The following is a 17,967-nucleotide window of genomic DNA, read 5'->3' as shown; positions in this document are numbered from 1 at the left end:
TCCTTACAGGAAAAATTATGCAATCTTTTGATGTGGTTATCGCCGGTGGCGGAATGGTGGGTCTGGCGCTGGCGTGCGGATTACAGGGCAGCGGTTTGCGCATTGCTGTACTGGAAAACCAGCAGCCGGATCTCGATACACCGTTGCCGGAACAGCCGGGTTTACGGGTTTCGGCGATCAATGCTGCCAGTGAACGCCTGCTGAAATATATGGGTGTCTGGGACAGCATCATCGCTCAGCGTGCCAATGCTTATCAGGGGATGGAAGTCTGGGATCGCGACAGCTTCGGTAAAATTGCATTCCGTGGCGAAGAATACGGTTTCAGCCATCTGGGGCACATCATCGAAAATCAGGTGATCCACCGTGCTTTGTGGCAGCATGCGGAAAAATCTTCTGACATTACACTGCTCACATCAGCCACATTGAAAAATGTGGCATGGGGTGAAAATGAAGCCTTCATTACCCTCAATGATGATCGTCAGCTCAGTGCGCGCTTAGTCGTGGGAGCGGATGGTGCACAGTCATGGCTGCGTCAGCACGCCGATATTCCACTGACCTTTTGGGATTACCGCCATCATGCACTGGTGGCGACCATCCGCACGGAAGAACCGCACCAGTCTGTGGCACGGCAGGTATTCCACGGTGAAGGCATTCTGGCATTTCTGCCGCTGGCGGATACACATTTGTCTTCTATTGTCTGGTCAGTATCTCCGGATGAAGCGCAGCGCCTGAGGGCGCTGGAGCCAGAAGCATTCAACAAAATTCTCGCCAGCACCTTTGACCTGCGCCTTGGTGTTTGTGCAGTAGAAAGCGATCGTCTGACCTTCCCGCTGACCGGACGTTATGCCCGCAGCTTCGCCGGACAACGTCTGGCGCTGGTCGGGGATGCGGCACACACCGTGCATCCGCTGGCCGGGCAGGGTGTCAACTTAGGCTTTATGGATGCTGCTGAACTGGTCTGCGAAATCAAACGTCTGCAAAAAGAAGGCAAGGATTTTGGCCAGCATATGTATCTGCGCCGTTATGAGCGCCGCCGCAAACACAGCGCAGCGCTGATGCTTGCCGGAATGCAGGGCTTTCGCGAACTGTTTGCCGGTGACAATCCGGCCAAAAAACTGCTGCGCGATATCGGCCTGACGCTGGCGGATTCCCTGCCGGGTGTCAAACCGAAGCTGGTCCGACAGGCAATGGGGCTCAATGATTTACCTGAATGGTTACAGGAGCCATCGCTTCGATTGAAATAATCTAATTTCAGCTAAAATTTTCCATTACATTTTCTAATCCGGGGCCGGATTTCTCATTCTGCAAATGGTGAGAAATCCGGCCTTGTCGTTATATAACATCGACACTTTTGCTGTTTATTTGTAGATTTTGCGCCACAAACCCCAGTTTACCAGTCAAAAACTCTGCAAAATGCCCCTGTGAAATCACTGACATTCCCACCGCTCTGCATATTTTAACTTATGGTTAGCAGGGAGATTCAGTGGTAAGTTCAGGCAAAGGGTATCGTTTGCGCGGTGTGCTGTTTATGCACTTAATGAAATGAGGAATAAGATGGTTAAGCAGACTCAGCTTTATGAACAACATGTTGCGTGCGGCGCGCGTATGGTCGATTTCCACGGCTGGATGATGCCTTTACATTACGGCTCCCAGCTGGATGAACACCACATTGTGCGCCAGGATGCCGGTATGTTTGACGTCTCGCACATGACCATTGTCGATCTCCACGGTGCCCGTACCCGTGAATTCCTCCGTTATCTTCTGGCGAACGATGTCGCCAAACTGACTGCCCCGGGTAAAGCGCTGTACACCGGCATGCTCAATGCCTCCGGCGGCGTCATTGACGATCTGATCGTTTACTTCCTTAATGAAAACTATTTCCGTCTGGTGGTTAACTCAGCGACCCGTGAGAAAGATCTGGCATGGATTTCGCAGCATGCAGAGCCGTACGGTATCGAACTGACGGTGCGTGATGATCTGGCACTGGTTGCCGTGCAGGGACCTCATGCGAAAGAAAAAGCAGAAACCCTGTTTACCGCTGAACAAAAACAAGCGGTAGCGGGCATGAAGCCATTCTTCGGCGTTCAGGCGGGCGACCTGTTTATCGCGACCACCGGTTACACCGGCGAAGCGGGTTATGAAATCGCGCTGCCGCAAGAGCAGGTTGCTGATTTCTGGCAAAAACTGCTGGCCGCAGGCGTGAAGCCAGCCGGTCTGGGCGCGCGTGACACCTTGCGTCTGGAAGCGGGCATGAATCTCTACGGTCAGGAAATGGATGAAGGCGTATCACCGCTGGCCGCCAACATGGGCTGGACCATCGCCTGGGTACCGGAAGACCGTGATTTTATCGGCCGTGACGCACTGGAAAGACAGCGCGAGCAGGGCACTGAACAGTTGGTTGGTCTGGTGATGACGGAGAAAGGTGTATTGCGTAACGAACTGCCGGTGCGATTCACCGACAGCGCGGGCAACACGCTGGAAGGCGTGATCACCAGCGGCTCATTCTCTCCGACGCTGGGCTACAGTATTGCGCTGGCACGCGTTCCGGCGGGCATTGGCGGGCACGCGATTGTGCAAATCCGTAACCGCGAAATGCCGGTGAAAGTCACGAAGCCAGGTTTTGTCCGTAACGGCAAACCGCTGGCGCAGTAAAAATCCGACATAAAATTATCCAGTTAACGCTGAATTAAGCACTTTTTTGGAGAAAGTATAATGAGCAATGTTCCAGCAGATTTGAAATACGCGTCTTCCCACGAGTGGATTCGTTCAGAAGGTAACGGAATTTACACCGTAGGTATCACCGAACACGCACAGGAATTACTGGGCGACATGGTATTTGTTGATCTGCCGGAAGTGGGCCGTGAAGTTGCCGCCGGTGAAGACTGCGCCGTGGCGGAATCCGTCAAAGCGGCTTCCGACATTTACTCTCCGATCAGCGGCGAAATCATTGCGGTAAACGCTGAACTGGAAGGTTCTCCGGAGCTGGTCAACAGCGAGCCATATGACACCGGTTTCCTGTTCCAGATTAAAGCATCAGATGAAAGCGAACTGGCTAACCTGCTTGATGCACAAGCCTATTCAGCATCCATTGAAGACTGATTAAACACTGTTTTACCCGCCCCGTAACCCGCTTGCGGGGCAGATCCAGACCCGTAGCTTTTGTCAGTATCCCAAGACACCTCCAGCAGATTTCAGGAATGCGTAGCAAATGACTCAGACACTCAGCCAACTTGAACACAGCGAAGCTTTTATCGGCCGCCATATCGGTCCGTCTTCTCAGCAGCAGCAACAGATGCTGGAAACGGTCGGTGCGGATTCCTTAAATGCGCTGATCCAGCAGATCGTTCCGGTCGATATCCAGTTACCCGGCCCGCCGGCTGTCGGCGATGCCGTGACTGAACATCAGGCGCTGGCTGAGCTGAAAGCCATTGCCAGCCAGAACCAACGTTATAAATCCTACATTGGTATGGGTTACAGCGCGGTGCTGACGCCGCCGGTTATCCTGCGCAACATGCTGGAGAACCCGGGCTGGTATACCGCTTATACGCCGTATCAGCCGGAAGTGTCCCAGGGGCGTCTTGAGGCGTTGCTGAATTTCCAGCAACTGACGTTAGATCTGACCGGTCTGGATCTGGCTTCTGCTTCCTTGCTCGATGAAGCGACTGCCGCCGCCGAAGCGATGGCGCTGGCAAAACGCGCCAGCAAACTGAAAGACGCTAACCGCTTCTTCGTGGCTGACGATGTACATCCGCAAACGCTGGATGTCGTACGTACCCGTGCGGAAACATTCGGTTTTGACATTATTGTCGATAAAGCCGAAAAAGTGCTTGAGCTGGAAGGTGTATTTGGCGTGCTGTTACAGCAGGTGGGCACCACCGGCGAAGTGCATGATTACACCGCGCTGCTGGGCGAACTGAAATCCCGCAAAATTATCACCAGCGTAGCGGCTGATATTATGGCGCTGGTGCTGCTGGCTGCACCGGGCAGGCAGGGCGCGGACGTGGTCTTCGGTTCGGCGCAACGCTTTGGTGTGCCGATGGGTTACGGCGGCCCGCACGCGGCCTTCTTCGCCTGTGTAGATGAATTCAAACGCTCCATGCCGGGCCGTATCATCGGGGTTTCCCGTGATGCTGCGGGCAAAACCGCACTGCGTATGGCGATGCAGACCCGCGAGCAACATATCCGCCGCGAAAAAGCTAACTCTAACATTTGTACCTCGCAGGTTTTACTGGCGAACATTGCCAGCCTGTATGCGGTATTCCACGGTCCTGAAGGCCTGAAACGCATTGCGTCACGCATTCACCGTCTGACCGATATTTTGGCCGCAGGCCTGAAACAGGGCGGCCTGACGCTGCGTCATAACACCTGGTTCGATACGCTGACCGTTGAAGTCAAAGATAAAGCAGCGGTGCTGGAACGCGCGCTGAGCTTCGGCCTGAACCTGCGTACTGATATCCACGGCGCGGTGGGTATCACGCTCGACGAAGCGACCTCCCGCGAAGATGTTCAGATTCTGTTTGCTGCCCTGCTGGGGGACGACAACGGTCTGGATATCGACAAGCTGGATAAAGCGGCATCGACTGACAGCAACGCCATTCCTGCCGCCATGCTGCGTGCGGATCCGATCCTGACGCATCCGGTATTCAACCAGTACCACAGCGAAACCGAGATGATGCGTTATATGCACCGTCTGGAGAAAAAGGATCTGGCGCTGAATCAGGCGATGATCCCGCTGGGTTCCTGCACCATGAAACTCAATGCGGCGGCAGAAATGATCCCTATCACCTGGCCGGAATTCGCTGAACTGCATCCGTTCTGCCCGACTGAACAGGCTGCCGGTTATCAGCAAATGATTGGTCAGCTGTCACAGTGGCTGGTTCAGCTCACCGGCTATGATGCGGTATGTATGCAACCCAACTCCGGTGCGCAGGGTGAATACGCGGGTCTGCTGGCGATTCGCCGCTACCACGAAAGCCGCAATGAAAGCAGTCGTCACATCTGTCTGATCCCAAGTTCAGCGCACGGCACTAATCCGGCATCTGCACAGATGGCGAGCATGAGCGTAGTGGTGGTTGCCTGCGATAAACAGGGCAACATCGATCTCAGCGATCTGCGTGAGAAAGCGGCGAAAGCCGGCGATGAGCTGTCTTGCATCATGGTGACTTACCCGTCAACGCACGGCGTTTACGAAGAAACCATCCGCGAAGTTTGCCAGATTGTTCACCAGTACGGCGGTCAGGTTTACCTTGACGGTGCGAACATGAACGCACAGGTTGGCATCACTACGCCGGGTTATATTGGCGCGGATGTCTCGCACCTCAACCTGCATAAAACCTTCTGTATTCCGCACGGCGGCGGCGGTCCTGGCATGGGCCCGATTGGTGTGAAAGCGCATCTGGCGCCATTCGTTCCGGGTCACAGCGTAGTGCAGATTGACGGTGTGCTGACGCAAAACGGTGCGGTGTCTGCGGCTCCGTTCGGCAGTGCTTCCATCCTGCCTATCAGCTGGATGTACATCCGCATGATGGGCGCGGAAGGCCTGAAACAAGCCAGTCAGGTCGCTATCCTGAACGCCAACTACATCGCGACCCGTCTGAAAGAGGCGTATCCGGTGCTGTATACCGGCCGTGACGGTCGTGTGGCACACGAATGCATTCTGGATATCCGTCCGCTGAAAGAAACCACCGGTATCAGTGAAATGGATATCGCCAAACGTCTGATCGACTACGGATTCCATGCCCCGACCATGTCCTTCCCGGTTGCCGGTACGCTGATGGTTGAACCAACAGAATCAGAAAGCAAAGTGGAACTGGATCGCTTTATTGATGCACTGCTGGCAATTCGCAGTGAAATCGACCGTGTGGCGAAAGGTGAATGGCCGCTGGAAGACAACCCGCTGGTGAATGCACCGCACGTGCAGAATGAGCTGGTCAGTGACTGGAACCACCCGTACAGCCGTGAAGTTGCGGTATTCCCGGCCGGTTATGATAACAAGTACTGGCCAACCGTGAAGCGTCTGGATGATGTCTACGGCGACAGAAACCTGTTCTGTTCGTGTGTCCCGATGTCAGATTACGAGTAAGACTCCGTTCCGCTCCTCGCTGAGAAGGGGGAGGCGTTAAAAACTCGATCGGCTCCTCCCCTGCGAAGGGGAGGAGCTAAGCTAAATTCCCCTTTCTTTCAGTTTCTCCTACACTTTCTTCATTTCCCCAATGGAGTCACTCATGAAAATCGCTCTCGTCACCGGTGCCAGCCGTGGCATTGGCCGGGCAACGGCTCTTCTGCTGGCACAGCAGGGTTACGCCGTCGGTGTGAATTACGTCAATAACGACACCGCAGCGCACTCCGTCATCGATGAAATCCAGCAGGCCGGTGGCAAAGCTATTGCACTCAAAGCTGATATCGCCGATGAAGCGCAGGTTGTGGCGATGTTCAAACAGCTGAGTGCCGAACTCGGCCCAATCACCGCGCTGGTGAACAACGCCGGGATTTTATTCCGGCAGACCACCCTTGAAAATCTCTCCGCTGAACGCATCAACAAAGTGCTGTCTACTAACGTGACCGGCTATTTCCTGTGCTGCCGCGAGGCGGTGAAAACCATGTCGCACCGTCATGGCGGAAAGGGCGGGGCGATTGTGAATGTGTCCTCGGCGGCTTCCCGGCTGGGCGCGCCGGGCGAATATGTGGATTACGCGGCATCGAAAGGCGCAGTGGATACACTGACCACCGGTCTGGCGCTGGAAGTGGCGGCGTACGGTATTCGTGTTAACTGTGTGCGTCCTGGTCTGATCTACACCGAAATGCACGCCAGCGGCGGTGAGCCGGGGCGCGTCGATCGCGTGAAAGCCAATCTGCCGATGCAGCGCGGTGGCCAGCCGGAAGAAGTCGCACAGGCGATTTCCTGGCTGCTGTCGGATTCTGCTTCCTACGTCACCGGCAGCTTTCTCGAGCTGGCGGGCGGAAGGTAAAACACATTTCTGCTCCCTCCTAAGCGCCTGCGGGCGCTTTTTTATGTCCAACCGGTCAATTCCACACAAACGGTCATTAACGGGCATTCAAAGGCCCGAGGAATTGTGACCGTTTGCAGATCTGTTGCTGTTCTGTTGCAACGCAAATAACGATTTAATGCCGTTCCCGCCACAGATCCAAACTTTAACATTTCATTTCTTCTCATCTTTTCGTGACAAATATCACAGGTCGACGGTGGCAGAAAATGCGCACGGTCGCCTTTGAGGCACTGCGCATTCTGCAAACATCCGGCTGCGTATCCTATTTGACATCGGGAAAGAGGAATCAACACATGCTGCCAGTAGAGCGACATCGATATATCACCGAAATTCTCAGCCAGCGCGGACGCATTCTGGTGCAGGAAGTGGCCCAGTTATGCCGTATCTCTCTGGAGACCGCGCGGCGTGATCTGGCGTTGCTGGAAAAGCACGGCGTGTTATTACGCAGCCATGGCGGCGCGGTGTACAGAGAACATTCGACGGCGGAAAAAACCTACGTGCCGTCGCAGATTGAACAGGGTGAGTCCTTTCGTGATCGCAGTAATCAGTCACCTGACAGTAAAACGCGTATCGCCAAACGGGCATTGCAACTGATTAATCCCGGCGATTGCTTGCTGCTCGACAGCAGTTCCAGCAGTTGGTTTTTGGCGCGCCAGATGCCTGATATCCAACTGGTGGTACTGACCAACTCGGTGCACATCATTCAGACGCTGGCGGTGAAAGCTAACGTACGCGTGATCGGGCTGGGGGGGGAATACTCGGCGAAATATGAAGATTTCGTCGGTGTGCTGGCCGAACAAATGCTGAAAGAGTTCGTCATCAACAAACTGTTTTTCTCCTGTCACGGGATCAGCCACGAAGGCGGCATCCGTGAAAGCAATGAACATCATGCGCGGCTGAAACAGCAAATGCTGCTTTCCTCCGAGCATAAAATTTTGCTGGCTGACTCCAGCAAATTCGGCCGCCGCTCCTTTGCGCGGATCTGCCACTACCGGGAAATCGACACACTGATAACAGACCATCTGGAGGATGAAGAATTCCGCCAGGAACTGGCCTGGAGCAACGTTAACGTGATTGAAGTTTCTCCGTCACCCCTACAGAAAAAAACTAAAAACAGCCGCAACGATCCGTTAGCTGCGGCAAATAACTGACCTCCCAGGAGAGTAAACATGATCAAGAAATCCGTTCTTGCCTGCCTGTTCGCCACAGCCATGTTGTCCCTGTCTGCGCATGCCGCCGACAAAATTCGTATGGGCGTGGTGGTGAAAGTCGGCGGTAACGCCTGGTTCAACGCAATGGAAGCCGGGATCAAAAGCGAAGCGGCCAAACGTGGTATCGACGCGTGGCAGGTCGGGCCGACCAGTGCGGATCCGGCATTGCAGGTGCGTGCGATTGAAGATCTGATCGCCCAGAAAGTGGATGTGATCGGTGTGGTACCCAACGACGCCCGCGTGCTGGAGCCGGTACTGAAACGTGCGCGCGACGCCGGGATCAAAGTCATCGTGCATGAATCACCGGATCAAAAATATGCCGACTGGGATTTCGAAATGGTCGATGCCACACAGCACGGTATTAATCACATGATTGCCCTGGCGCAGTGCATGAAAGAAAAAGGCGATTACGCGGTGTATGTCGGCAGTCTGACCGTGCCGCTCCATCAGAAATGGGCCGATGCCGCCATTAATTACCAGAAAGCACACTATCCGGATATGCATCTGGTGGGTGACAAATTTGGTGTCGGTGAGTCTCTTGATGACAGCATCCGTACCACCAACGACCTGATGTCTAAAGACGCCAACCTGAAAGGTATTCTGGCGATTGGTTCACAGGGACCGATTGGCGCAGGCCGCGCGGTACTTAATCGTGGCAAAACTGACGACGTCTGTGTGTTCGGGCCGTTCAGCCCGGGGCAGGGTGCCAGCCTGGTGAAAGCCGGAGCCATCAAAGGCGGCTTTATCTGGAACCCGATGATCGCGGGTGAAGTCTTTGTGCGCATCGCCGAGAAGCTGGAAAAAGGCGAAAAAATCACTGACGGCATGACCATTGAAGGCATGGGCAAAGTGAAAGTGGACGAGGCAACGCACACCATTCTGGGCAATGAAACCGAAAGCCTGGATAAAGCGAACCTGCCGAAACTGGTCAAAATGGGGCTGTAATCATGGCAATCTCCGAGATCATTCAAACAGACAACACGCCGCTGATTGATGTGCAAAATCTGTCGGTAACGTTTGGCGGACAGCGTGCGCTTAATGACATTTCCCTGCGGCTGATGCAGGGCGAAGTTCACTGCCTGGCGGGCACCAATGGCTGCGGGAAAAGTACGTTGATCAAAGTGATCTCGGGGGTTTACCAGCCGGATAACGGTTGCCTGATCACGCTCAGTTCGCCGTCTGAGGGTAGCCAGAGTTTCAGCAAGCTGTCTCCGGATCAGGCGCGGCAGTTTGGCGTACAGGTGATTTATCAGGATCTGTCGCTGTTTCCGAATCTCAGCGTGTTCGAAAATATTGCTTTCGACCACAACTTACAGGGGCTGATGGGCTGGTACCGCCCGTCACGCCTGCGGGAAACGGCCCGGCGTATTCTGACCGAGTTGAATTATTCGCTCGATCTCGACAGTAAAGTCTCGTCGCTGCCAATTGCCCAGCGTCAGCAGGTGGCGATTTGCCGTGCGCTGGTGGCGGATGCGCGTTTAGTGATTATGGATGAGCCGACCGCCTCGCTGACCCGTACAGAAGTTAATCAGCTGTTGCGTACCGTGCATTATCTGAAAAGCAAAGGGATCAGCGTGGTGTTCGTCAGCCATCGTCTCGATGAAGTGCTGGAGATTTCCGACAGCGTGACGGTTATCCGTGACGGCAAAAAAGTCGGCACTTTCCCGGCGTCTGAGGTCAGCAGCGAACGCCTGACCGAACTGATGACCGGCCTGAAACTCGATTACCGCCTGAAAGCCGCCAACATGAATGACGAGCGCATCATGCTGGAAACCGACAAACTCAGCCGCGCAGGCCAGTATCACAATGTCAGTTTCAAACTGCACGCCGGTGAAGTGCTCGGTTTATGCGGCCTGCTCGGCAGCGGCCGCACCGAACTGGCACTCAGCCTGTTTGGCATGACCAAACCGGACAGCGGCAAAATCTATCTCGACAGCAAACCGGTACGTTTTCGCAGTCACGAAGACGCGATCAAATCGGGCGTCGGTTACGTGTCGGAAGATCGCCTGACGCTCGGCCTGATCCAGCAACAGTCGGTCGGGGACAACACCGTGCTGGCGATCATGGATCAGCTGCGCAGCCGTTTTCACCTGATCGACGAATACCGCAAAAACAAAATTATCCAGCAGTGGATCGAGAAACTCGGCGTCAAAGTGGCGAACCCCGATCAGGCGATCTCCACGCTTTCCGGCGGCAATCAGCAAAAAATCGTGCTCGCGAAATGGGTGCTGACACAGCCGAAAATCCTGATCCTCGATTCACCCACTGTCGGCGTCGATGTCGGTGCCAAAGCCAGCATTTATCAGCTGATCCATCAGCTGGCAGAAGAGGGTATTTCCATTCTGCTGATTTCCGACGAGGTGCCGGAGGTCTATTTCAACTGCGACCGTGTGCTGCATTTCTCTGAAGGCACGGTAATCGGAGAATATCTGCCGGGTACGATTACCCAGCAACAACTTGCGGAGGCGGTTAATGCTTAAGCTCAGCCGGTTACGTCCGTCCGGCAACGAAGGCTATTTAGCCTGGGTGCTGCTGGCGGTTATTGTCACTTTTTCCTTACTGACCCCTCAGTTTCTGACGTTACAGAACCTGCTGGATCTGACCGAAAGCTACGCTGTCAGTGGTATTTTTGCCCTCGGTCTGTTTGTGGTACTGGTGACGGGCGGTATCGATATTTCGTTTGCCGCCGTCGCCTCCGTGGTGCAGTACGCTATCGCCACGCTGGCGATCCATTACGGTCTGAGCAGCCCGGCCGGCAGCATTTTGCTGGCTATCGCCATCGGTACTGTGCTCGGGATGATCAACGCCATTCTGATCTACTGCCTGCGCATCGTGTCAATCATCGTCACCATCAGTATGCAGTCGCTGCTGTTCGGCATGCTGATGTGGCTGACCAACGGCACCAGCTTGTACGACCTGCCGGACTGGCTGACCACGCCGATCCGCGTGCTGCCGTTCAGCGTGGGTGAGCAGCATTATCAGATTGGGTTGCCCGTCGTGGTGATGCTGGCGGTTGCCGCACTGAGCTGGGTGCTGCTCAATAAAACCCATCTCGGACGCCAGTTGTTTGCCGTCGGTGGCGACCAGGAATCGGCGCGCCGTATTGGCATCCGTGTCGGTTTACTGCATTTGTTTGCCTATGGCTATCTCGGCGCCATGGCGGCGATTGGCGGGCTGGTGCAGGTCTATCGCGTCGGTGAAGTGGTACCGAATGCGCTGGTCGGCGGCGAGCTGGATGTGCTGGCGGCGGCGGTGCTCGGGGGGGCCAGTCTTAACGGCGGCAAAGGCAGCGTGGTCGGCACATTGATGGGCGTGTTCCTGATCGGCGTGCTGAAAAACGGCCTCAACCTGATTGGTGTTTCCAGTTACTTCATGAACATCGTCATCGGCGTGGTGATCGTCGCAGCCATCACCGTCACCCATTATAAGAAACGCAAAGAAACCGAAGTCGGCTTCGCCTGAGGAAAACCGCTATGTTCGCAAAAAGCAGAAATGTGAGTCTTAAAGCGAAGCCCGATGCGCGGCCTCGTCTGAAAATGGCTGCCATAAAAATCGATAACACCACGCTCGGATTATCGCTGTTATTGCTGGTGGTGATCATCGGCTTCAGCCTGGCGATGCCGGGGCGATTCTTCAGTGATGCCACCTTTATGAGTGTCGCCTTCCAGCTTCCGGAACTCGGCTTACTGACGCTGGCGATGTTTATCCCGATCCTCAGCGGCGGCCTTAACCTGTGCATTATTGCCACTGCTAACCTGACCAGTTTACTGATGGCGTGGGTGTTTCTGACCTGGCTGCCGCCTGATGCCAGTATGGCCATGCAGGCGGTCTGGCTGACCGTGGCGCTGGTTGGCGCGATGATTCTGGCGCTGGTGATTGGCATGCTGACCGGTGCGCTGGTGGCATATGTCGGTGCGCATCCGATTCTGGTGACGCTGGCGACCATGACCATGGTCAATGGTGTCGGTATCTATCTTTCACGCGGTGCGGCGATCAGTGGTATGCCGGATATCGTGCGCTTTATCGGGGCGGAAACCCTGCTCGGTGTGCCCGTTCCGCTGATTATTTTCCTGCTGACGGCGGTGTTAATCGCGGTGTTTTTAGAACGCACCCGTCTCGGCAAATACATCTACATGAGTGGCAGCAACATCAACGCCACTCATTTCAGCGGCGTGAATACGCACCGTGTGCTGATCGCCATCTATGTCATTTCCAGCATGTTATGTGTGATTGCCGGGCTGATTATGATGGCGCGTTTCAACTCGGCGCGCATGGGCTACGGCGATTCATACCTGCTGCTGACGGTGCTCGCCATTATTCTCGGCGGCACGGATCCGAACGGTGGTTTCGGTAAAGTGGCGGGCGTCGTGCTTTCGCTGATTGTCCTGCAGGTGATTTCCACCGGCCTGAACCTGATGAATGTCAGCCCGCATTTCAGCCTGGCGATGTGGGGCGCGGTATTGATTGTGGTGCTGGCGCTGAAATTCTTCCGCAGCCGTTATCTGCAAAAAAGGGCGGGGCGAATGAGCGCTGCCAAAGCGCGGGCGGCTCAACCTTAACGACTCTTTTTACATTGCCTCTGACTTAGGAAAACACCATGGAATACAAAATTTCTCCGTCGCTGATGTGCATGAGCCTGATCGACATTAAACAACAGCTTGAGGTGCTGAACCGCCGCGCTGACATGTTGCATATCGACATCATGGACGGTCATTACGTTAAAAACATCACGCTGTCGCCGTTCTTTATTGAGCAAATCCGTCCGCATACGCCGCTGATTCTGGACGTGCATATGATGGTAGAAAATCCGGCTGACTTTATCGAACCCATCGCCAAAGCCGGTGCCGATTTTATCTGTCCGCACGCCGAAACCATTAACCGCGACGCATTCCGCATCATCAGTCAGATCCGCTCGCTGGGTAAAAAAGTGGGTGTAGTACTCAACCCGGCGACGCCGGTGGAGTACATCCAGCACTACATTCATCTGCTGGATAAAATTACCGTGATGACCGTGGATCCGGGTTATGCCGGTCAGCCGTTCATCCCTGAAATGCTCGGGAAGATCGCGCAGCTGCGGGATCTCAAACAGCAAAAAGGCTACCGCTATCTGATCGAAATTGATGGCTCCTGCAACCTGCGGACCTATCAGGATCTGATGGGCGCAGGCGCGGAAGTGCTGATCGTCGGCAGTTCCGGCCTGTTCACGCTGGACAGCGATCTGGATGTTGCCTGGGACAAAATGCTCGATCAGATGCGTCAGGCGCGTCACGCAGCCTGAGGGCAGGAGAGCCGTATGCCGCATTTTCTTGGAGTTGATGTCGGGGGAACGAATACCCGTTTAATGCTGATGGACAGCCAGCAAAATTTTCGCGGCTACCACAAAACGCCGACCCAAAGCTGGGCAGGGCAGTCCGATCCGTTACAGGGGCTGGAAAGGCTGATCACAGCGTATTTGCAGGCGCAGGATCCGCACCACCAGGTGGCACAGGTAATGCTCGGGCTGCCGGGCGTATTGTCCCGCGACCGGCAAACTGTGTTGTCGCTGCCGTTCATTTCGGCGCTGGATAATCAGCCGGTGGCGACGCTGCTCTCGGAAAGGTTACATTTGCCGGTGGCGATGGACAAAGACGTTAACCATCTGATGTGGTGGGATTTAACGCAACACAACACACTGCCGGATGTTGCCGTCGGTCTGTATCTTGGCACTGGGCTTGGCAACAGTTTGTGGATCAACGGTGATTTTTATCACGGCGCACACGGCGGCGCAGGCGAACTGGGGCACATTCCTCTGGCAGAGAATTCACTAGACTGCCCGTGCGGTAAAACCGGCTGCGTTGAGACACTGACCTCCGGCAACTGGCTGACAGGCTGGGCGCAGCAACACGCGCCACAAACGCCGTTCGCCGAACTGTTTGTGCGCCATGCCGGGCATGTGGATTTAACCGAATTTGTGGCACGGCTGGCACGCACGGTGGCCAGCGAAATGAACATTCTTGATCCCGAATATTTAGTGCTGGGTGGCGGTGTGCTGGCGATGAAAAAGTTTCCGCTGGCTGAACTGGAACAGCAATTACGCAGCCATTTACGCAGTCCGTTTCCGGCTAACGATCTCACCATTCATTTCAGCGCCGTCACCGATGAAACCGGTTGCCGTGGCGCGTGTTTAGCCGCACAGCGTGTTTTTCCGTCGCAGCCAGCTCTGGCCGCCGGTACATTATCCTTCAGGAGAGAGGCATGAACAAAGGCAAGGTATGCGTATTTGGTTCTTTCAACCTCGATATTGTCGCAGGCATGGCGCGTTTCCCGAAACCGGGAGAATCCCTGATCGCCCGCAACAGCATGATGGGCGCGGGCGGCAAGGGCGCGAACCAGGCCGTCGCCGCGCTGCGTGCCGGTGCGCGGGTACATTACATCGGTAAAGTCGGCCGCGATGATTTCGGCATGTTTGCCCGCCGCCACCTTGACGGTGCCGGTTTTGATGCCGTCACGTTATTTTCCACCAGCGAATGCCCGACCGGTAACGCACTGATTTATGTCGCGGGAGCCGATGCTGAGAACATGATTGCCGTCGATCCGGGTGCAAACCTGACGGTTACCGACGAGGAGGTTGAACAGTGCCGTCCGGCTGTCGCCGCCGCCGATATCCTGCTGACGCAGCTCGAAAACAACCTGTCTGCGATTGAAAAACTGATCGGTATCGCCAGGGATAACGGCACCTACATTATCCTCAATCCTGCGCCGTTTCAGCCGGTGTCTGACCATCTGCTGTCACAGGTGGATTTACTCACGCCGAATGCCACGGAATGTACGCTGCTGACGGGGATAGACGTACATGATCTTCCTTCCGCCGGCCGCGCTGCGCAGGCGCTGCACGATAAAGGGATCCGGGCGCTGATCATCACCTTAGGCACGCAGGGCGCGCTGCTTTCTGTCAACGGCGAAACGCAGATTATCCGGGCCTGCCCGGCGACCCCGGTCGATACCACCGGTGCAGGCGACGCCTTCAACGGTGCGCTGGCCTCACAACTCGCCGCCGGCGCCACACTCCCCGACGCCGCGCAATTCGCCTCCGCTTACGCCTCTGTTTGCGTGGAAAGGGCGGGCGCGGCGGCATCGATGCCGACATATGAAGAAGCGCGTGAGCGGATGGGGGTTGTGGTGGTTTGAAGCAGGGTTGCCTTTTGCCCCTGCGAAGGTTGCGAGTTTTTCTTGCTCCTCCCCTTCGCAGGGGAGGGAGCCGGACGGCGTCATTCCTGCGAGACATCTTCCAGATTTCAAAGTAACTCCCTGTAAATCCATCCAGCCCGTTTCATTCAGAAAATATCAGGAATATAGTCGTTTCGCTGCGGAAGAACCGTAGTCAGAATTAGCGTTCTGGATCAGATTTACTCGATTGCACTGTGGCATAATGCCGCAGGTTTTGAGTCACCTGTAAATTATGGTGGTTCAGGCAGGGGCTTCTCAGAAGCGCCGGTTTTCGAGTCCGGTAACGCTAACTCTGTCTGAGCCACCACCCGAGGTTAGCGTCTCGTGTGGGGCAAAACATACTTTACTCGAGACTTTAAAATGACCGATTCAATTACCGAAACCAACCATCCCGACAATTCCCTCACCGTTTTCCGCGCCCTGATTGCTGATCTGGATCTGAGCGATTTCACCGATCCCCAGCTTTACGATCTGGGCGCTGTCGCTTCTGAATCCGCCGAAGGACTTTGCCACGGTTTGCTGTGCCTGAGTGAAGGGCTGGAGAATAGCGAACTGTTGCCGCCGGAAGGCGTATCGCAGGTGAGCGCGTATCTGAAAGCCTCGGCGCATCTGCTTCCGGCACTGTTTGAATTGTCAGAGAAGGCGGGGATTGCGCTGGTGAGAAATAAAACGCAGGCGTAAACCGGAACATTAGCTGATTTAAAAGAAATCTTTTGGCGATCGATATAAGAACCCGATCGCCTTTGCTTCGCCGGGATTAAGCAAGCCACCCGTCTACTACTCCCCTGAGTTTTTCAATCGTCCGTTCCCATTTCTCCCGATCTTGTTCTTTTAGTTTGAGAAGATTTTGTTGTTTCCAGCGTATAGCCGGAAAGGCTGAAAGATCGTGCGGGAAAAGGGACCAGTCTGGTTGACCCTGTTCGTATGACAGTAAAAAACGATGATCCTGTGCCGTGAAATGCTTCTTCAAAGCAGCCGTTAAAGCAGTGGGTACCCCATTTAATTCTTCAAGTGTTACGGGGGCAGTCGTCATCCCTTCAAATTCATTTTCAAAGGGCTGACGGAGATCTTTCCAGTTTGGATCCAGAATTTCTGCCATCGGGCGGGTATGTCCGAGCATATAAGCAAGGAACCCGTAATAGATTTCTCTGGTGATCCCGCTGTCTTCCAGAAGAAGTCTTACATCAAATAAATCTCGCGGATGCTGCCGGTCCATTGCTGCGCAAATCTTGCCGCCATACAGATCTGGCATCGAGACCACACTGATTTCTGCAAATCCGAATTGGTCAGCCACATCGTCCTGCACGTCACGTTGCTCGGGCGGATTAAGCAATCCCCGCCAGACATGGTTGACCTCAATTTTGATATTTATACCTTCTCTGTTTCTGACAAAAATGCGGGCATCCGGACCGTTGGTTTCCTGCATCTGAGCCAGGAATCCGGCGATATTCAGTCTTTGAACTATTCGTTGAAGCGCGCCAGAAATCTCTTCAAGCGTCAAATTTCTGTCCTGAACGGGCACGTACGCTAAATCGATATCAACCGATAAGCGGGGAAAGTTGCGAATAAAGAGATTTATCGCCGTTCCGCCTTTCAGAGCAAAACATTTTTCATGCTCGATTGAGGGCAGGCATTCAACGAGTAATCTGACCTGATTTCTGTAGTACTCAGAATTGTTCATCTTCCCTGATATTCCTTATCAGACTGGCCGGAACGGTTATTTGATAGTCGGTATCCAGCCTGCCACCGGCTTCAATCTGCCGTGCGCCGTTGCCCATTTTGATCCGGGTAACGTCAAGGCGTTCAAACCACTTATGCTGATTTCTCTGTGCAAGAAACATAAATACGCGATTGGTTTTAACCGCATCACTTGCTGAAAGGATCAACTGCAACTTTTTCGGATTAAGGCTGATCAGCCCCTGAAACAATTCGTTCGCATGCGTAAACTCGATAAGTTTTGGAACATTATTGGCGACTTCATAGGCCGCCAGTTCGGCAGAGCTGCATGTGATCTTCAGTGAGGAGACCGTGACCTCTTTCAGGAATGCGTTGTCGGCGCTTTCCAGACGATTATTAGCAGCGGAATACCACTTAACGCCTGGCACATGCTGCAACCATTTCGGCAAATAGACTCGCGGTGGAAGGTTGAGCCACATACGTGCTGTGCTCAGTTCAAGATAATGAGAGCTGCCCTGCAGGTTCAGACTGGTTAATCCTGCAACGTGAACCGGTTTATTCCATTGTGTCTGCAGGCAATGTACGGCATCAACCCAGCCAGGTTCTTTGCCGGCGCGGCAATAGACGCCTGTATCCAGCCGTTTGAGTAAGCCTTCTTTTACGTATTTCGACGAACTGCTTCGTTCAATGCCCTGAGACGTCAGCCATGTCTGGAGCATGATCTGGCCGGGATAAGTATTCAGAAACAGCCAGTTTATATTTTTTCTCATATGTCGCCTTAAGGATGACAGATTAAGAATAATTTAAAGCAGCATAGCGGCATAAGTGAAAAAAGGGTAGAGAGTAGTCGTTTAAAAATATCGGTA

16 protein-coding genes are annotated in these 17,967 nt (G+C 54.4%); 14 read left to right on the top strand and 2 right to left on the bottom strand.

The features are described 5' to 3' along the window. Nucleotides 1–17 precede the first annotated feature (17 nt). The 14 genes from ubiI (at nucleotide 18) to J1785_RS24190 (ending at nucleotide 16,105) form a co-directional block, all read left to right on the top strand. Nucleotides 18–1,244: an FAD-dependent 2-octaprenylphenol hydroxylase gene (ubiI, locus tag J1785_RS24255; protein WP_217220940.1), complete on the top strand. Its 1,227-nt coding sequence runs from the start codon at nucleotides 18–20 to the stop codon at nucleotides 1,242–1,244. A 310-nt stretch (nucleotides 1,245–1,554) separates the two neighbouring features. Then, nucleotides 1,555–2,652, top strand: coding sequence for a glycine cleavage system aminomethyltransferase GcvT (gene gcvT / locus J1785_RS24250; RefSeq protein WP_129953006.1), 1,098 nt, complete (start codon nucleotides 1,555–1,557; stop codon nucleotides 2,650–2,652). Nucleotides 2,653–2,712: 60 nt separating this feature from the next. Continuing rightward, complete coding sequence (gene gcvH, locus J1785_RS24245) at nucleotides 2,713–3,099, top strand: glycine cleavage system protein GcvH (protein WP_129953005.1); 387 nt, start codon at nucleotides 2,713–2,715, stop codon at nucleotides 3,097–3,099. A gap of 109 nt (nucleotides 3,100–3,208) precedes the next feature. Further along, complete coding sequence (gcvP, locus tag J1785_RS24240) at nucleotides 3,209–6,082, top strand: aminomethyl-transferring glycine dehydrogenase (protein ID WP_217157679.1); 2,874 nt, start codon at nucleotides 3,209–3,211, stop codon at nucleotides 6,080–6,082. A gap of 142 nt (nucleotides 6,083–6,224) precedes the next feature. Continuing rightward, nucleotides 6,225–6,968, top strand: a complete 744-nt coding sequence (locus tag J1785_RS24235; RefSeq protein ID WP_129953003.1) for an SDR family oxidoreductase — start codon at nucleotides 6,225–6,227, stop codon at nucleotides 6,966–6,968. Nucleotides 6,969–7,300: 332 nt separating this feature from the next. Next, a complete protein-coding gene (locus J1785_RS24230) occupies nucleotides 7,301–8,158 on the top strand; it encodes a DeoR/GlpR family DNA-binding transcription regulator (RefSeq protein WP_129953002.1) in 858 nt (285 codons plus the stop codon). 18 nt (nucleotides 8,159–8,176) lie between these two features. Then, on the top strand, nucleotides 8,177–9,163 hold the full coding sequence (locus tag J1785_RS24225; protein WP_238483365.1) for a substrate-binding domain-containing protein: 987 nt from the start codon (nucleotides 8,177–8,179) through the stop codon (nucleotides 9,161–9,163). Nucleotides 9,164–9,165: 2 nt separating this feature from the next. Then, a complete protein-coding gene (locus J1785_RS24220) occupies nucleotides 9,166–10,698 on the top strand; it encodes a sugar ABC transporter ATP-binding protein (RefSeq protein ID WP_129953001.1) in 1,533 nt (510 codons plus the stop codon). Beyond that, on the top strand, nucleotides 10,691–11,680 hold the full coding sequence (locus tag J1785_RS24215; protein ID WP_217139405.1) for an ABC transporter permease: 990 nt from the start codon (nucleotides 10,691–10,693) through the stop codon (nucleotides 11,678–11,680). Before J1785_RS24220 ends, J1785_RS24215 begins: the two co-directional genes overlap by 8 nt. An 11-nt stretch (nucleotides 11,681–11,691) precedes the next feature. Then, complete coding sequence (locus tag J1785_RS24210) at nucleotides 11,692–12,777, top strand: ABC transporter permease (protein ID WP_129952999.1); 1,086 nt, start codon at nucleotides 11,692–11,694, stop codon at nucleotides 12,775–12,777. Between the two features lie 38 nt (nucleotides 12,778–12,815). Continuing rightward, nucleotides 12,816–13,496, top strand: a complete 681-nt coding sequence (gene alsE, locus J1785_RS24205) for a D-allulose 6-phosphate 3-epimerase (protein WP_129991419.1) — start codon at nucleotides 12,816–12,818, stop codon at nucleotides 13,494–13,496. Nucleotides 13,497–13,511: 15 nt separating this feature from the next. Then, nucleotides 13,512–14,456 carry an allose kinase gene (alsK, locus tag J1785_RS24200; protein ID WP_129952997.1) on the top strand — a complete coding sequence of 315 codons (945 nt, stop codon included), beginning with the start codon at nucleotides 13,512–13,514 and terminating at the stop codon, nucleotides 14,454–14,456. Then, complete coding sequence (rbsK, locus tag J1785_RS24195; protein ID WP_129952996.1) at nucleotides 14,453–15,385, top strand: ribokinase; 933 nt, start codon at nucleotides 14,453–14,455, stop codon at nucleotides 15,383–15,385. The genes alsK and rbsK overlap by 4 nt, the downstream gene beginning before the upstream one ends. A gap of 399 nt (nucleotides 15,386–15,784) precedes the next feature. Continuing rightward, nucleotides 15,785–16,105 carry a hypothetical protein gene (locus J1785_RS24190; protein WP_217220939.1) on the top strand — a complete coding sequence of 107 codons (321 nt, stop codon included), beginning with the start codon at nucleotides 15,785–15,787 and terminating at the stop codon, nucleotides 16,103–16,105. Nucleotides 16,106–16,181: 76 nt separating this feature from the next. On the opposite strand, the gene J1785_RS24185 is transcribed toward J1785_RS24190, so the two are convergent. Further along, a complete protein-coding gene (locus J1785_RS24185) occupies nucleotides 16,182–17,105 on the bottom strand; it encodes a nucleotidyl transferase AbiEii/AbiGii toxin family protein (RefSeq protein ID WP_217139402.1) in 924 nt (307 codons plus the stop codon). After that, nucleotides 17,092–17,871, bottom strand: a complete 780-nt coding sequence (locus J1785_RS24180; RefSeq protein ID WP_129991423.1) for a type IV toxin-antitoxin system AbiEi family antitoxin domain-containing protein — start codon at nucleotides 17,869–17,871, stop codon at nucleotides 17,092–17,094. The genes J1785_RS24185 and J1785_RS24180 overlap by 14 nt, the downstream gene beginning before the upstream one ends. Nucleotides 17,872–17,967 lie beyond the last annotated feature (96 nt).

The organism is Rahnella perminowiae (genome assembly GCF_019049755.1).
Classification (GTDB): domain Bacteria; phylum Pseudomonadota; class Gammaproteobacteria; order Enterobacterales; family Enterobacteriaceae; genus Rahnella; species Rahnella perminowiae.
Note: the sequence above shows the minus strand (reverse complement) of the source record. Positions and strands in the feature narration are given on the sequence as shown.

Bases quoted from the DNA above. Each gene is read 5' to 3' on its own strand.
- ubiI (WP_217220940.1), top strand. From the start codon at position 18: ATGCAATCTTTTGATGTGGTTATCGCCGGTGGCGGAATGGTGGGTCTG.
- gcvT (WP_129953006.1), top strand. From the start codon at position 1,555: ATGGTTAAGCAGACTCAGCTTTATGAACAACATGTTGCGTGCGGCGCG.
- gcvH (WP_129953005.1), top strand. From the start codon at position 2,713: ATGAGCAATGTTCCAGCAGATTTGAAATACGCGTCTTCCCACGAGTGG.
- gcvP (WP_217157679.1), top strand. From the start codon at position 3,209: ATGACTCAGACACTCAGCCAACTTGAACACAGCGAAGCTTTTATCGGC.
- J1785_RS24235 (WP_129953003.1), top strand. From the start codon at position 6,225: ATGAAAATCGCTCTCGTCACCGGTGCCAGCCGTGGCATTGGCCGGGCA.
- J1785_RS24230 (WP_129953002.1), top strand. From the start codon at position 7,301: ATGCTGCCAGTAGAGCGACATCGATATATCACCGAAATTCTCAGCCAG.
- J1785_RS24225 (WP_238483365.1), top strand. From the start codon at position 8,177: ATGATCAAGAAATCCGTTCTTGCCTGCCTGTTCGCCACAGCCATGTTG.
- J1785_RS24220 (WP_129953001.1), top strand. From the start codon at position 9,166: ATGGCAATCTCCGAGATCATTCAAACAGACAACACGCCGCTGATTGAT.
- J1785_RS24215 (WP_217139405.1), top strand. From the start codon at position 10,691: ATGCTTAAGCTCAGCCGGTTACGTCCGTCCGGCAACGAAGGCTATTTA.
- J1785_RS24210 (WP_129952999.1), top strand. From the start codon at position 11,692: ATGTTCGCAAAAAGCAGAAATGTGAGTCTTAAAGCGAAGCCCGATGCG.
- alsE (WP_129991419.1), top strand. From the start codon at position 12,816: ATGGAATACAAAATTTCTCCGTCGCTGATGTGCATGAGCCTGATCGAC.
- alsK (WP_129952997.1), top strand. From the start codon at position 13,512: ATGCCGCATTTTCTTGGAGTTGATGTCGGGGGAACGAATACCCGTTTA.
- rbsK (WP_129952996.1), top strand. From the start codon at position 14,453: ATGAACAAAGGCAAGGTATGCGTATTTGGTTCTTTCAACCTCGATATT.
- J1785_RS24190 (WP_217220939.1), top strand. From the start codon at position 15,785: ATGACCGATTCAATTACCGAAACCAACCATCCCGACAATTCCCTCACC.
- J1785_RS24185 (WP_217139402.1), bottom strand. From the start codon at position 17,105: ATGAACAATTCTGAGTACTACAGAAATCAGGTCAGATTACTCGTTGAA.
- J1785_RS24180 (WP_129991423.1), bottom strand. From the start codon at position 17,871: ATGAGAAAAAATATAAACTGGCTGTTTCTGAATACTTATCCCGGCCAG.